This is a genomic window from Haloarcula vallismortis ATCC 29715, from assembly GCF_000337775.1.
GTDB classification, from domain to species: domain Archaea; phylum Halobacteriota; class Halobacteria; order Halobacteriales; family Haloarculaceae; genus Haloarcula; species Haloarcula vallismortis.
The window spans coordinates 44,539-57,477 of sequence record NZ_AOLQ01000065.1 but is presented as its reverse complement, the minus strand read 5'-3'; the positions used below and the strand labels follow the sequence as shown (position 1 = coordinate 57,477).

Here is a 12,939-nt window from a genome sequence, read left to right as displayed (position 1 = left end):
ATCAGCTGTGGTCCTCGGAGTGACCGAAGATATCGGTCACTTCCGGTGTCGCCCCTTCGCCCGAGTAGACCGTGAGCAAGTCGTCGGCCTCGATACGCGTATCGCCACGGGGCGTTATCGGGTCGCCGTCACCGTTGCGCTCGATGGCCACGATGAGCGTCTGACCGCCGATAAGCCCCTCTTCGTTGGCCTCCTGCAGCGTTTTGCCCGCAATTGGCGCGCCCGGCGTGACCGTTATTTCGAACACTTCCGCCTCGTCGCCGATACGCATGAAATCGACGATAGACGGCCGCTTGACAGCCCGGTAGAGGTACTCGGCGATGAGCCGCTGTGGGTTCTGCATCGTGTTGACGCCGATCTGGCGGAACACGTTCATGTGCTCTGGGTTGTGGACGACAGAGACGATATCCGGCACTTCCAGTTCCTGTGCCAGCAGACAGACCATGATGTTCGTCGCGTCCTGATCGGTTGTCGAGATGAGCGCGTCTGCACGGTCCGCACCGGCGTCCTCCAGCGTGTCCTTCGACGTCGCATCGTCGTTGATAACGAGACAGTCGTACTGTCTCGATGCGCGTTCCGCCCGCTCTTCGTTCCGTTCAATGACGACGACTTCGTTGCCGCCCGCTGTCGCAATTTCGAGCAGCGGCGACCCGATATCACCAGCGCCGACGATGACGATATACATTTTTACCAGTGTACTGAACCGACGGTTGAAAGGCTACCGTTCTCAATTATTGGCCGAAAACTGCGGCAGTTCGTCCCGTAGGTACCGTCTGTTCCCAAAGCAATATACTGTCCCCGACTGAATCCCCCGGTATGGCACACCTACCCGGGCAGTTCGACCATCCGGCGTGGCTGACAGCCGCCGGGACGCTCGCCGGCTATGGCATCATCCTCCTGTTCATGTTCCTGTTGCTGTTTATTATCCCGTACCTCCTGTTCCCGGCCTGAGTCGAGTCCGTACCGCTCAAATTCACTCGTATCTCGAATCGATGAGAAACCCGAGCGAGATGAGGCCACAGACCATCGACAGGAACCCGATAATAGCGAGGCCAAACAGCGGGTCGTCGCCGGAATACGTTATGAGTCCGTCGAAGGACCCGACGCTGAGTGCCCAGAGCCCGACTGTCAACACCAAGTCCGCGTACGTGTTCCAGCTGTCCTCGACAGCGGGTTCGAGACGGGCGAGCCACCATCTAGGCGTGTCCTCCTGAGATGGCGGCCCGCGGCCAAGGAGCTGGCGAACTGCGGGCCGTCCGCCCGCGACGGCAAGTGCAGCAGTAGCAAGCGCCCCAATCCCCGCCAGCGCCGACACTGGGGCCGCCCGGACCTGCAACAACAGAAACAAGCTGACGTAGCCCAGAACCGCGATGCCTGCCGTGAGTCCCCGGAGTGCATTCCCGATGCGCATGCCTTGTTGCTGTTTCCTTCGAACTGACCGGTATAGTGTTGCCCGTCTTACTGGGACACAATCGCTTCGGCTGTGACGGCCACCGTGACCGTACAGGGGTATCGCAGTTAGTAAATAGGTCCACGCGGGAGTACAGGTCGATGGAAGGGAAGGCAGCAGCGCCCGCAGCGGGGACGGTGCTTAACGCGCTCGCGACCGGCCGCGGCGCGGCGTTTGCTATCGACGAGTACACGACAGCGACCGTCACGCTCACCACAGAGACCGACAGCGTCACCGGCGAGGTGGACGGTGCGCCCGACGCCGACACGCGGCTCATCGAGCGCTGTGTCGAGTACGTTATCGACGCCCACGGTGGCCCACAGAACGTGGGCGTCCCGGCGGTTTCTGGCGGAACCGTCCGCACCGAGAGCGAGGTCCCGATGGCCTCGGGACTCAAAAGCTCCAGCGCGGCCGCGAACGCGACCGTCATGGCGACGCTCGATGCGCTCGACGCGACCGAGCGGATGAGCCGTGAGGACATGGCTCGCCTCGGCGTCATGGCCGCTCGCGACGTGGGCGTCACCGTCACCGGGGCCTTCGATGACGCGTCGGCGTCGATGCTTGGCGGCGTCACCGTCACCGACAACGAGGACGACGCGCTCCTGGCCCGCGAGGAGATCGACTGGGACGTGCTCGTCTGGACACCGCCGGAACAGTCGTTCAGCGCCGACGCGGATGTCGAGCGCTGCCGGCAGATCGCACCGATGGCCCGCCTCGTCGAGGACCTCGCGCTCGACGGCGACTATCAACGGGCGATGACGGTCAACGGCCTCGCGTTCTCGGCCGCGCTGGATTTCGAGACGGACCCCGTACTCGACGCGCTCCAGCACGTCGAGGGCGTCTCGCTGTCCGGGACGGGGCCGTCCTTTACCGCCGTCGGCGAGCGAGCGGCACTCGAAGCTGTACAGGACGCCTGGGACGAGCGACCCGGGGAGACATGGCTGACGACGACACAGACCGAGGGAACACACACAGTATGAGTACAGACCCGAACCCAGAGGACATGTCGCTGGACGAACTGCGCGACGAAATCCGGACTATCGACCGCGAGATCGTCGAGAAGATCGCACAGCGGACCTACGTGGCCGACACCATCGCACAGGTCAAAGACGAGAAGGGCCTGCCGACGACCGACGAACAGCAGGAACAGGCCGTGATGGACCGCGCCGGGGACAACGCGGAGCAGTTCGATGTCGATGCGAACCTCGTGAAAGCGATCTTCCGGCTGCTGATTGAACTGAACAAGGTCGAGCAAAGAGAGAGTCGGTAGCTAGTACTCCCAGAGACGGTTGATCCGCGATTCGATGTCGGGATGGGCCGCACGGAGCGCGTCGACGTCGGTTTCACCGTCGATATTGATGACGTGGACTTCCCCCCGTTGACCGCCGTATACGTCCTGAAAATCGTAGACGACACCGAACACGTCGACAGCGTCGGGAACGTCGTCGCTGCTGGAGAGGAACTCGACCTGTCTGTCGACGTTGTACTCGACGAGTCGGTTGATCGCCGCCGCCCGCTCGATGTCCCCGGGGAGGTGTTCCAGCGCCGGTTCGAGGTGTGGCTTGAGCACGCCGAGACAGTGCTCGATACCAGCCGGCTCATCAAGGCCGTCGGTCAGGTCGTCATACGTCGCCGTCACCGCACCACAGCCGGTGTGCCCGATAACGACGGCCGTTTCAGTCATCGTATGCGCGATGGGATACAACACATCACCCGAGACCGCCTCGCCGGACGCGGTCCGCTGGATGACTCGGTTTCCGATATTACTGCAGGTAAAGAGATGCCCCGGCTCGCTGTTGCCCCACAAATGGTCCTGAAGGACCCGCGAGTCAGAGCAACAGACCGTGACAGCATCGGGGGTTTGGGAGTTTTGGACGTTGTCGAACCGGTCCCGGAACGCCGCCGCGTGATCGGCGTTTCCGGCAAGTAAATCACGTAATAACTGGCTCATGCGTGGGCAGATTGCCGCCATGAAGTAAACTCATTGGACTTCGGCAGTGTTGCCCTCTCAAACCCAACGCCGACTCGGGGCCGTGTCCTGAACACTCTGGCTACCTCAAGAGCGTTTTTGAAACCAGATTTGAAGGGGTTTAGACGTACGACTACGGTAAGAACAAACGAACAGACTGGTCTGGAAGAGTAATAACATGCAATCGGGAGGATTTCCACCCGACTGCGGGAGCCACTTCGTTCGTCTCGCGTGGCTCAAATCCGCCTCGCAACAGTTCTGCCGCTCGCGTTGTAGCTCGCCGCAGGAAATGGGGTCGGAGGGTAATCAGCAGACGGCGGCCGGATATTACCCTTCAACGATGCGACTGAACGACTGATTGTGTTGATACCTGTCATTCTTCTAACTCCAGTTGGTCGACGAACGCACGTCGTCGCTGTTCCAGTTTCTCGACATCGCTCGCCTTGTCGTAGTAGCGCCGGAGAGTGTCCGGGTCGCTGTTGACCCGCTCGCCCACGGCCTCAAAAGACAATCCAGAGTTCAGTTGCCACGTGATCGACCCCGTTCGGATCTGGTGAGGAGATCGGGACGATGGGCACTGACTCGCGTTCTTTCTTTGAGTCCACTCGCACGACCGTGCTTCCTTCCCGTGAGGACAAGGCGACGCGATACACGGCACCGTGGCGTGGTACACCCAATTCTGAATCGTTGAGGCGGCCGGTCGTCCCTGCCGCCCACACAGCAGCGGCCTCCGACCGCTGTCGTCTCGCTTGTCAGTCCGAACTTCTGCGAGATAGGTGTCGATAACCTCGCAGGTTTCAGCCGGCAATCCAACCGGTCGCTCGCCATCCTCTTTCTTCTTGAGCGGTGTCGACTCCGGATGGTGTCGGAACCACACGAGTTGTTCGTCCGGCTGATAGTCCGACACGTCAAGCGAATGAATCGCTCCGAGGCGGGCACCGGTGAACCAGAACAGTTCCAGCACAACGTGGCGCTGGCTCGCATACTTCACCTTCGAGTTCCGGTAGTGGTTGATTAGGGCTCGCGCATCGTCCGCCTCAAGCATCGTATCGTTGGTTTCATCGCTCTGGTCCAGCTTCGGGACATTGACCTTGTGGGAAAGCATGTCGTCGACGGCTTCGATATCAGCAGCGTATCCCAGCCACACGCGGAGCGAGGTCATTTGCCCCTTCACCGTGGTTGGCGCGAGATCCTGCCCCTGCCGGAACAGCTTGAACTGTTCCAGATGCCAACCAGTGATATCGCCGATAGACCCGATTGAGTCCTGGTCTTCGGCCCATTCGACGAACTGCCGAAGGCGCGTCTCGTAATCTCGAAGCGTTTCGTCGGTGTAGTCCAGCTTCTTGGCGTCGAGGAACATCTCGTACACCTCACGCACCGACAGTTCGCTGGGGTTCTCGACTGGGGCCGTCACAAGTTCGCCCCCTGCCCGAACCTTTCCGAGCAGCATCGCAGTGCTGCCTTGCGAGAGTGATACGCCGCTCCGCAGACGCACTCGTGTTTACCCTCGGACTCGCCACGCAGTCGGCGGGCCGCGTCGGCCCACGACTCGCCCTGGCCATCTGAGACGCCGACCGAGTCGATATCCGGCCCGACGTTCATCGGTCCGAGAGGTACGACTGGACTTTTTCGCCGCCGTCCGTCAGACCGTATATTCTCCCCTTCTTACGGTCTTCAGACACCAGCAGCTCCACGAGGTCATCCTCGCGCATCTCGTTCAGCGCACGAGAGATATGCGCGATTTCCTCGTGAACCGCCTCCGCGATTTCCGACGGCGTTGCGGGACCTTCCGCCAATTCCCGCACTACTGCCTCGCGGTACTTCGACGACTTCACTATCGAGACATCGTCGAAGTTCACATCAGCGCTCATGCCGGGAACACCCCGACATTCGCTGTCTTGGTCACCGCATACTTATCACGCTTCGATACCTCACTGTCGTTACGGGCCGGGATAAGGCCCGTCGCGTTGGTTTCGTACATCCTTCATCCACGGAACCACCTTTTCGGGTCTGCGTGCCAGCGCAGACCCATTACGATACTGAGATTCGTTCAGAGACCTCAGTGGTAGTTCCTACTCCCTACATGAACCTGCCATGTTATAGATGTTATGGTCGGGCTAATTGGTAAGTAAGCACTCCTTAATAGTACTATCCGCCGGATTCAGGTGCCGAGTCCATCGAATAGTATTTGATGAGGCGATCTGGGGCTTGGATGACTATCTGGGATGATCGTATCCTCGAAATCGCCAGAGAACGTGATTCAGTAACTCCTAAAGAACTCGATGAATCCGGATATTTTAGAGTCTCGAAACAGCAGATATCCCGTCGTCTCGCCAAGCTCCGAGACCACGGTTTGATTCAACACCTTGGGAACGGTGTCTACGTGATCACGGAGCGCGGTGAACGCTACCTTGATGGGGAGATATCGACTTACGTCGACGAACCCGATGAGGTTCCTGATGCGAATGGGGGCGACGATGGTGCGGCAGGTGCGAGTGAACCAGAAACGCAGGGTAACAGACAATGAGAAAGAGCGCACGCTGGATGACAAGAGAGGATGATCGGATACTTGACCACCTGTCGGGTGAACGTTGGTCGACGCCAGAAATCATGTCACAAGAACTGTTCAAACAGGTCTCTCCGGGACATGTTAACGACCGGCTTCTCTACCTCGAATACGCCGGGCTGGTAGCTCGGATGCATAACGACACATGGGAGCTGACTTCTCGCGGACAGCAATATCTCAGCGGCGATCTCGATGCGTCACATCTACCGCGGCCCTCACGTGGGGCCGTATTTGGCGAATTCACGCCGAGCCCGCTGCTTCCGCACTTATGAGCCCGGCCGGTGCTACCTCTCCGCGAGCTGGCAGACGAAGAGATCGTGGAATTAGAGGACGAGCTTCAGTCGTGAACCTACTAACAGCACGCGAGAATCCCTGATTAGTTGCACACGCTAATTTTCTGCAACAAGGTCGTGCTGTGAGTCGGTGATCCGTGCTGTCAGCAGGCCATCCTAATCTTCCGAGAAACTGATATAATCGCGGTGGAACTCGTCTGTTCGGTACCGTTGTTGACCCAACGTCATGAACCGACTGGCGCGGATCGGCGGGCGCTTCCGTTCGGAGTCTTCGAGGTGCTGTCGCCGGGCCTTCGTGTTCGCGGCCACCCACGCGTTGTAGGTCGTCATTCCGAACAGGTACAGATACGTCCGCATCCCGAGGTTCGTGCTCTTGGTCGTCGGAAGGAAGTGCTGCTTGTAGACTGAATACGCCGATTCTACTGCCCACCGATAGTGATAGTACTCCCGCAACGCGCGGGCCTCTGCCTCTGAAACGTCCAGATTCGTAATGAAGGTGAACCACCGCATTCGATTGTTCGCCTCGAAAACGTCCTCTGCATCTTCCTCTTCAACGAACTTGGCGAGTGTAGACTGGTCCTGCCGCCCGGTCGCCCACTCCGCCTCGGGATCGATAAAGTCCGCGAGACGCTTCTGTGCGTCATCACTGGACGTACCGAGCTTGGACTGGTACTCTCCGAACAGCGTCACGTCGGCCCGCTGCGGCGGTGTCTTCGACTTGTTAATCGTGTAGTCCGTGGCGCCGAACGTCTGTCCGGCGTTCTCCCACTCGTCGGTGTACTTGGCGACGTGGTGTCGCGGGTACGAGATGACGAAGTCGATTCCGCGCCCTTTCAGGTGGTTGGCGATGCGACCGCTGGCGAAGTCCGCGTCCGCGAGGATCAGCCCGATGTTACAGCCACGGTCTTCGATGGCATCGAGGAGATCGTCAAGACGTTCGTCCCACCGTTCACCGTCCATCTGGAGCTCGTGCGCGAGCTGGAACGGCATCCCGTCCGAGACCGCGACCCCGGAAAGGATCTGGTAGGCGTAGTGCGTGTTCTTCAGCTTCTCGGTACCGACCACACCGTCCATCTCCCCGGGTTCACTGCTCCACGTCGGGATGTTCGTGGTGTCGATGGAGATCGGCAGGTCGCGCGACCGAAGCGTTTCCGGATACACCGCATCGAGCAGCCGCTCAGTCCACTCGTCGAATGTTGCTTCCCACTCCTCGATGCCGACGCGGTAGATGTCGTTTCGGAACGTCTCGGCGTCCTTGAACACGTCTGCGCCCTTCTGGAGTCCCCGATTGTCCGCGAAGTTCTCCAGTTCCCCTTCCGGCGTCCCGTTGCTGTCGCAGAGGTGAAGGCTGAAATCGAAGTGTTGGCCGTAGTCCGTCCAGGTGGCGAGTTCCTCGTTCTTGGAGATGGGCATGTCGTCTCGGAGCAGATCGAGCACGCCGTGAGCGTAGCCGCGCTTGCGCTCGACGGGGATCTCCGTGATTCCGCCGTTGTTCGACAGCCGCCGTTCGTCGATGTCGGGGAACTCGTAGCCGCGTTTGATACCAGCGATTTCGAGCTTTCGAGCCGTGTTGTTCACGTACTCGGTCATCCGTGAACCCATCCGGTCGTTCAGCGAGTTGCGGATCGTGTTCTGGTGCGGGATCGAATCGAAGCCGAGAATCTTGTGAACGGGAACGTCATCCTGTGCGTTCGACCGAATGAGGTGCCGCCGCAGCTGCGGTGCGTTCCTGAAGCCAAGGATCTGGTCGTAGACTGCGAGTCGAATAACCGGGGCATACAGCAGCGCATCACGGCGTTTGGTGTTATCGTCCTGCCACGGGGCGAGCCCTTGGTCGGCGTGTCCGGCGAGCACGGCGATGTGTCGTCGCCACTCCCCGCCCTCGAAGGCGTTCAGGTCACAGCCCCACAGGTCGCTCGCGGTGTGGATGTACCCCCACTCGCCTTTCAAAAAGTCGGCGTCGGCGTTGGGATCGATGTACGTTGGCAGGCGGTCGTGTGCCGGGGGGATTTCGTTGGGCTCCTCTTCGTCAGAATCAGAGTCAGGAGCCACGGTTACTCGTTCTGAGACATTCTGGATATTTATACGGTCAGGGTACCGATTTCACTCTAAGTCCCTTCTCGGGTTTTCCTCACCACCATCAGGGAAGACCTCACGGAGCCGCTCATCACAGTCAGGACACCGTTTGGTGGTGTTGAGTTCTTCACCTGTCCGCTGACACTCGGGGCAGATCCATTCGATACGCTCGCTTCGCTCCTCTGCAATTTCAAGCATCGACTCCCCGATCTCCATTCGGTCGCCATTCGAGGGAAGAATCCGCTGCTCCTCGACGACACGGACGGTCGTCGTATGTCCCGTCTCTTCCTCGTGTTCCTTACGGAGTTTCTCCGCTAAGTCCCATATACTGTGTTCACCACCGATTGATTCGTCACAGTCCTCGCATTCCCATCCGATAAGCCACCGTTCGCTGCTACTCATCGAAACTCACCACCTCGGGGGCAACCGTTCCAACGCCTTCACAGAGCGGGCACTCGCGTTGCTTCACTATCTTCGCCGGGCCAGGGCCGACCGTTCCGTACCGGCGTTTCACCGTTCCTTCGCCCCAACAGTAGGGACATTCTTCGGCTCTGTCTTCAGTTTCATCAGGCATCTGGATCACTCGCCACCCTGACGAAGTAGGCCAGAACCCGGCAGTTGTCGTTATCACACCGCCACTCTTCCCACGCCTCGGGGCGCTCCCCCTGAGTGAGATCGTGTGTGCCGTGTTGAGCGCAGTTCGGGCAACACTCTGCGTCTCGACGTATTTGTTCCTTAACGCTCTCAGACATGCGGATCACGCTCCAGTACCGTCGTTCGCCAGTTCGCCGGGACTTCCTCGCGGTCTACTTGCTGAACTGCCTTTGGGATGATCGTCCCGTCGCCTGCACGCGTCCAGTCGTCGATTCGATACCACGTCTCGCCGTCAGGACTACGTCCCCATCGGACGCTATCAAGCATCTACTTAGCCCCCTCTACGATGAAGTACCGACCATCGAACCGCCATACGCGACCGCATTCACAGGTGTGTTTCTCACCTTCTTCTGCGGTGTTGGGTAACGGACAGTCCAAATACGATTCGTGCTCAACTGACTTTTGGCTCATGCGAAATCACCCAACGCACTCTGCCCGCTGTTCCCGGCAGCAACGCTCGTGTTGAGTTTTTCGCGTGTGGCCTTCGTGTGGCAATCCGGGCACATCCCGCCGTAGAGAATACCTACATACCGTTCATCGCCACATCGTTCACAGATGAGCGGCCAGTCTGTCACCTCGAACCACCTTCTTCGGAGAGCGTCCTGGCCCACACGTCTTCGTCGTACCAGAGACACTCGGGACAGTCCATCCACGTCGAAATGGGATGTCCGCAGGTCGGACAATCGTAGTAGTGCCTGGTGACTTCCCCCTCGATAGAGTCTTGATGCGTCTCAGCGCCGTCGTAATCGAGCGTGTCAACACAGACCGCGGGCCGTCTAATTTTCCCATTAGACATCCTGACCACCGTCCGATGGGAAGGAGTCGGTGATTTCACCGACTTTGGTGTGCAACGATTCGGCTGTTTCTCTGTCATCTGAGTATTGAACGTCCCTCTTCCCGACTTCCTGTTTCATCATCTCCCACAGATACTCTGCTTCATCCTCTGTCAGGTTGAGCGGCGGTACCTTGTCGCTCATGATCCACCTTCGATGCTCCCCTTTTGGTTTGAAGCAAACGGCTTCTCTGGTCCACTTGCGTTGAGACAACCGATCACGATGTCGGTCCCCCCGTCCTCGAACTCGTAGTATCGGCCACCTACACGGTCGCAATTTGGGCACCTGGCCCACTGAATACACGCTTGGTCGTTACACTCGGCTCCGCCTTCTTTGCCGAAGTGAAGCGTCTCTCCGCAATCGCACCAAAATCCAGAGCGTTGGTCTTCACTGGACATCCAGACCACCTTCGTTTTCTACGAACATGTTCCCACACCAGTGGCAAAACCAGTCAAACTGGTCATCCATATCTGAAATCTCATCAAGCTCAGGATTGTCGCAACCTTCTACTGGACATGATCGCTCTTCTTGGCTACTCTGCGCCATACCAGCCGATAACGTCTCCATCTCCATAAATCTATATGTTGTAAACTACATCGTATGTGACACCGTTAAGATTACAGTCGTAAAGGACAAAGTGAACATAGAGGACGAGAGACGTGTCTATCACAGTGCCACACGAACTGAACCGGGCGGACAAGCGCATACTCACCGCTCTACAAGGCGGTGTCCGGAATCCAAGCTGGTTGGCCGAAGAACTGGACTACTCGCGGCAGTACATCCACCAGCGGCTCCAGCTGCTCGTGGCCGCTGAGTACGTCTCGAACCTCGGCCACGGACTCTACGAACTGGAAGAGCTTCCGGACGAGATCGAGGACGAGTAGAACTGTGTCAAGATTAGGTTAAGTCCGATAGTAAACGACACAAATAACGTAACTAACCCGAAAAGAAATGGCAATAAAACTCAGAGAATCAGCGTGTGCAACTAATCAAGGATTCTCGCGTGCTGCTAAGTCGCCGAAACTGTTGTAGACCCTGTTGCGACCGTCTCACCATCGTTTTGGAGGCGAATTGTTAGCTCATGGTCGCCCGTCGAAACGAGCAGGTCATCAGGATATACATATTCAGTATTGCCACTCCCTGATTCAACGGTCGCCGCTGAACCGACGGATGCCGTCTGAGTTACGCCATCGATGCTGAGTTCAACAGCATCATATTTCAGTGGTAAATCGCCCGTGTTCCGCACCGAAAATGACAAAGACGAGAGTTCGACTTTGTCCGTTCCATACTTCCCGAAGAACGTCGTGTCAACATCGCCGATATCACCCTGTGCCCCGCTGAATCCATTCTCGACTGTCTGGGATTCAGAAGACCCGCCACTCTCGATAGTGAGCGTTACAGGAACTGTTCCACCCGATTCAGCAGTGTACATATGGCTATAGAAGATTGTGGAATCGTCGGCCGGCTTACTGTACTCGAATGTTGTAGTCCCGTTGTCTGCTGTGAACGACTCGCGCAGGTGATCTTCGCCAGCCACTGTGGCATGTGCAGTTAGATCACCAGGCACTTCGCCGGTATTCTTGACTGTGAACTCTACTACCTCCAGATTTTTCCCATCCCACTGCGGGCTGACCGATTGGAGTGTGAGATTCGCCGCGGTGGCCGTATGAGGTATCCGCTTCTCATCAAATCCCGCCGGCGATTTTGCCAATATCTCCACCTGTATTTCGCCCGCCGTCGTCTGTTTGAACAAATCGCCATTCATTTCGTAGGTAGTCGTGCCACCGGGCGAAACTGTGTCGTTGAACGTTCCAGCGAACTGTTCTCCCTGGTGACTGAGTTCGACATTCGATTTGGTTTGAAGGTCGCCAGTGTTGGCTACGACGACTGTGGCACTCGTTAGCGTCGCTCCATCCCAAGACGTATTCACAGACTTGATCGAAACGCTGGCCGCATCGAACGACTCATTGAACGCCCCTGTACGAGTTCCTTTGTCGAAATCCATTGAGATGCTCCCGCGTACGTCCCCAGGATCCTCGATTTGGATTTCACTATACCGGAGTGGTACAGTCACTGTCTCCGTTTCATTCGGTTCAATCCACGCCGATTGACTCACTTCTTGAGACATCCCACGAGCTTCGACCTCGCTACCTTCCAGCTTCGCGGGTAAATCGCCCCGATTTCTGACATCCACCCGGACTGTCTTGAGTGTCTCTCCCGACCATGAATCCCTCACCGAGACGACTTCAACATCTGAGCCATTGAACGTCACTGAGTGCTCTACTTGCGTCTCGCCGCCTTGTTGGACGATGATTTTGTACTCTCCAGGCCGCGGATCTGGCATGTACATCGCCCCGACCGATTGATTTGGTTCGAGGGTGTCTTCGTTGACAACAGCGCCACTGGGGCTTTGAAGCAAGACTTTCGAGTAGTCACTCACGGTATAATTGAACGTAACTGCTGGCCCCGATTCCGCCACAGTTGTGCGGACATCTGATACTGACGGTCCAGACATGCCCAGAAACCCGGTACAACCCGCAAGAAGCATTGTCGCTGCAACTGCTAAACTCACAACCGCGTGCCGCTTACTTACCATTTGTCTACACTACTCAATCAAGTGTGGGATAATCAAATTCGGGGTTTACGTCCGCTCTTCCAGCTTCGCCGCCCGCTTCTCGCCGATCCCGTCGACCGCCCGAAAGTCCCCAGCATCGGCCGCCCGTAGGTCCGCCACGCTGTCGAACTCGCGGGCGATCTCTCGCGAGAGTTCCTCGCCGATGCCGTCGACATCATCGGCCATGTCACGAACGACCCGTGCTCGGTCGTCGACCAGCACCTCCAGACGGCGCTCCAGCTCGGCTTCCGAGAGGTCGCCCTCGACGTAGGCCTGATGCACCTGCTCGACCGGCGTCAGCTCCGGCTCGTTGCTCTCCAGGCGGTCGACAACCCACTGTGAGAGCCCGGACCCACGGATTGATGCGAATGTCAACACGGCCCCGATGACTCCGGCCCAGAGTTCCGGGTTCATATCTCGGTGCGATTCCGCCCGCAGGCCGGACACCAGCCCGTCCGCCGTTGTTCCGCCGCACAGCGTACGC

19 protein-coding genes are annotated in these 12,939 nt (G+C 58.2%); 5 read left to right on the top strand and 14 right to left on the bottom strand.

Annotation, left to right across the window (positions count from 1 at the left end):
- Position 1 precedes the first annotated feature (1 nt).
- A complete protein-coding gene (locus tag C437_RS15215) occupies positions 2-685 on the bottom strand; it encodes a potassium channel family protein (protein WP_004517879.1) in 684 nt (227 codons plus the stop codon).
- Positions 686-816: 131 nt separating this feature from the next.
- On the opposite strand from C437_RS15215, the gene C437_RS21150 reads away from it, so the two are divergent.
- The gene (locus tag C437_RS21150; protein WP_004517878.1) at positions 817-951 is read left to right on the top strand and encodes a hypothetical protein; all 135 of its coding nucleotides are present in this window, start codon (positions 817-819) and stop codon (positions 949-951) included.
- 22 nt (positions 952-973) lie between these two features.
- Here C437_RS21150 and C437_RS15210 read toward each other — a convergent pair whose 3' ends face one another.
- Positions 974-1,411 carry a hypothetical protein gene (locus C437_RS15210; protein ID WP_004517877.1) on the bottom strand — a complete coding sequence of 146 codons (438 nt, stop codon included), beginning with the start codon at positions 1,409-1,411 and terminating at the stop codon, positions 974-976.
- Positions 1,412-1,551: 140 nt separating this feature from the next.
- Between C437_RS15210 and C437_RS15205 the strand changes: the two genes are divergently transcribed.
- Positions 1,552-2,430, top strand: a complete 879-nt coding sequence (locus tag C437_RS15205; protein ID WP_004517876.1) for a shikimate kinase — start codon at positions 1,552-1,554, stop codon at positions 2,428-2,430.
- Positions 2,427-2,720: a chorismate mutase gene (locus C437_RS15200; RefSeq protein ID WP_004517875.1), complete on the top strand. Its 294-nt coding sequence runs from the start codon at positions 2,427-2,429 to the stop codon at positions 2,718-2,720. The genes C437_RS15205 and C437_RS15200 overlap by 4 nt, the downstream gene beginning before the upstream one ends.
- On the opposite strand, the gene C437_RS15195 is transcribed toward C437_RS15200, so the two are convergent.
- From C437_RS15195 to C437_RS15185, 3 genes are all read right to left on the bottom strand, one after another.
- Positions 2,721-3,401: a carbonic anhydrase gene (locus C437_RS15195; protein ID WP_049919849.1), complete on the bottom strand. Its 681-nt coding sequence runs from the start codon at positions 3,399-3,401 to the stop codon at positions 2,721-2,723.
- A 391-nt stretch (positions 3,402-3,792) separates the two neighbouring features.
- Entirely contained in the window at positions 3,793-4,869 is a 1,077-nt protein-coding gene (locus C437_RS15190; protein ID WP_004517872.1) for a tyrosine-type recombinase/integrase, read from the bottom strand.
- 148 nt (positions 4,870-5,017) lie between these two features.
- The gene (locus tag C437_RS15185; protein ID WP_004517871.1) at positions 5,018-5,290 is read right to left on the bottom strand and encodes a winged helix-turn-helix domain-containing protein; all 273 of its coding nucleotides are present in this window, start codon (positions 5,288-5,290) and stop codon (positions 5,018-5,020) included.
- Between the two features lie 320 nt (positions 5,291-5,610).
- Here C437_RS15185 and C437_RS19965 point away from each other — a divergent pair, with 320 nt between their 5' ends.
- A complete protein-coding gene (locus C437_RS19965; protein WP_004517870.1) occupies positions 5,611-5,946 on the top strand; it encodes a helix-turn-helix domain-containing protein in 336 nt (111 codons plus the stop codon).
- A 488-nt stretch (positions 5,947-6,434) separates the two neighbouring features.
- Here the strand turns inward: C437_RS19965 and C437_RS15175 are convergent, their stop codons facing one another.
- The 7 genes from C437_RS15175 to C437_RS20400 form a co-directional block, all read right to left on the bottom strand.
- On the bottom strand, positions 6,435-8,330 hold the full coding sequence (locus C437_RS15175) for a transposase (RefSeq protein WP_004517869.1): 1,896 nt from the start codon (positions 8,328-8,330) through the stop codon (positions 6,435-6,437).
- 51 nt (positions 8,331-8,381) lie between these two features.
- Positions 8,382-8,756, bottom strand: a complete 375-nt coding sequence (locus tag C437_RS15170; RefSeq protein WP_004517868.1) for a hypothetical protein — start codon at positions 8,754-8,756, stop codon at positions 8,382-8,384.
- Positions 8,749-8,928, bottom strand: coding sequence for a hypothetical protein (locus C437_RS20245; RefSeq protein ID WP_152418765.1), 180 nt, complete (start codon positions 8,926-8,928; stop codon positions 8,749-8,751). Before C437_RS20245 ends, C437_RS15170 begins: the two co-directional genes overlap by 8 nt.
- Before the next feature lie 170 nt (positions 8,929-9,098).
- On the bottom strand, positions 9,099-9,275 hold the full coding sequence (locus C437_RS20405) for a hypothetical protein (protein ID WP_160163024.1): 177 nt from the start codon (positions 9,273-9,275) through the stop codon (positions 9,099-9,101).
- Between the two features lie 304 nt (positions 9,276-9,579).
- A complete protein-coding gene (locus tag C437_RS20240) occupies positions 9,580-9,804 on the bottom strand; it encodes a hypothetical protein (protein ID WP_152418764.1) in 225 nt (74 codons plus the stop codon).
- Entirely contained in the window at positions 9,797-9,985 is a 189-nt protein-coding gene (locus C437_RS15165; RefSeq protein WP_004517867.1) for a hypothetical protein, read from the bottom strand. The genes C437_RS20240 and C437_RS15165 overlap by 8 nt, the downstream gene beginning before the upstream one ends.
- A 243-nt stretch (positions 9,986-10,228) precedes the next feature.
- Positions 10,229-10,387, bottom strand: a complete 159-nt coding sequence (locus C437_RS20400) for a hypothetical protein (RefSeq protein WP_160163023.1) — start codon at positions 10,385-10,387, stop codon at positions 10,229-10,231.
- A gap of 113 nt (positions 10,388-10,500) precedes the next feature.
- Between C437_RS20400 and C437_RS15155 the strand changes: the two genes are divergently transcribed.
- On the top strand, positions 10,501-10,725 hold the full coding sequence (locus C437_RS15155) for a MarR family transcriptional regulator (protein ID WP_206537051.1): 225 nt from the start codon (positions 10,501-10,503) through the stop codon (positions 10,723-10,725).
- Positions 10,726-10,850: 125 nt separating this feature from the next.
- On the opposite strand, the gene C437_RS15150 is transcribed toward C437_RS15155, so the two are convergent.
- Complete coding sequence (locus C437_RS15150; protein WP_004517864.1) at positions 10,851-12,281, bottom strand: hypothetical protein; 1,431 nt, start codon at positions 12,279-12,281, stop codon at positions 10,851-10,853.
- A gap of 201 nt (positions 12,282-12,482) precedes the next feature.
- Positions 12,483-12,869: a helix-hairpin-helix domain-containing protein gene (locus tag C437_RS15145; RefSeq protein ID WP_004517863.1), complete on the bottom strand. Its 387-nt coding sequence runs from the start codon at positions 12,867-12,869 to the stop codon at positions 12,483-12,485.
- Between the last annotated feature and the right edge of the window lie 70 nt (positions 12,870-12,939).

What these genes read in the sequence shown, in the direction of transcription:
- C437_RS15215 (WP_004517879.1), bottom strand. Translation starts at nt 685, where the DNA reads ATGTATATCGTCATCGTCGGCGCTGGTGATATCGGGTCGCCGCTGCTC.
- C437_RS21150 (WP_004517878.1), top strand. Translation starts at nt 817, where the DNA reads ATGGCACACCTACCCGGGCAGTTCGACCATCCGGCGTGGCTGACAGCC.
- C437_RS15210 (WP_004517877.1), bottom strand. Translation starts at nt 1,411, where the DNA reads ATGCGCATCGGGAATGCACTCCGGGGACTCACGGCAGGCATCGCGGTT.
- C437_RS15205 (WP_004517876.1), top strand. Translation starts at nt 1,552, where the DNA reads ATGGAAGGGAAGGCAGCAGCGCCCGCAGCGGGGACGGTGCTTAACGCG.
- C437_RS15200 (WP_004517875.1), top strand. Translation starts at nt 2,427, where the DNA reads ATGAGTACAGACCCGAACCCAGAGGACATGTCGCTGGACGAACTGCGC.
- C437_RS15195 (WP_049919849.1), bottom strand. Translation starts at nt 3,401, where the DNA reads ATGAGCCAGTTATTACGTGATTTACTTGCCGGAAACGCCGATCACGCG.
- C437_RS15190 (WP_004517872.1), bottom strand. Translation starts at nt 4,869, where the DNA reads ATGCTGCTCGGAAAGGTTCGGGCAGGGGGCGAACTTGTGACGGCCCCA.
- C437_RS15185 (WP_004517871.1), bottom strand. Translation starts at nt 5,290, where the DNA reads ATGAGCGCTGATGTGAACTTCGACGATGTCTCGATAGTGAAGTCGTCG.
- C437_RS19965 (WP_004517870.1), top strand. Translation starts at nt 5,611, where the DNA reads ATGAGGCGATCTGGGGCTTGGATGACTATCTGGGATGATCGTATCCTC.
- C437_RS15170 (WP_004517868.1), bottom strand. Translation starts at nt 8,756, where the DNA reads ATGAGTAGCAGCGAACGGTGGCTTATCGGATGGGAATGCGAGGACTGT.
- C437_RS20245 (WP_152418765.1), bottom strand. Translation starts at nt 8,928, where the DNA reads ATGCCTGATGAAACTGAAGACAGAGCCGAAGAATGTCCCTACTGTTGG.
- C437_RS20405 (WP_160163024.1), bottom strand. Translation starts at nt 9,275, where the DNA reads ATGCTTGATAGCGTCCGATGGGGACGTAGTCCTGACGGCGAGACGTGG.
- C437_RS20240 (WP_152418764.1), bottom strand. Translation starts at nt 9,804, where the DNA reads ATGTCTAATGGGAAAATTAGACGGCCCGCGGTCTGTGTTGACACGCTC.
- C437_RS15165 (WP_004517867.1), bottom strand. Translation starts at nt 9,985, where the DNA reads ATGAGCGACAAGGTACCGCCGCTCAACCTGACAGAGGATGAAGCAGAG.
- C437_RS20400 (WP_160163023.1), bottom strand. Translation starts at nt 10,387, where the DNA reads ATGGCGCAGAGTAGCCAAGAAGAGCGATCATGTCCAGTAGAAGGTTGC.
- C437_RS15145 (WP_004517863.1), bottom strand. Translation starts at nt 12,869, where the DNA reads ATGAACCCGGAACTCTGGGCCGGAGTCATCGGGGCCGTGTTGACATTC.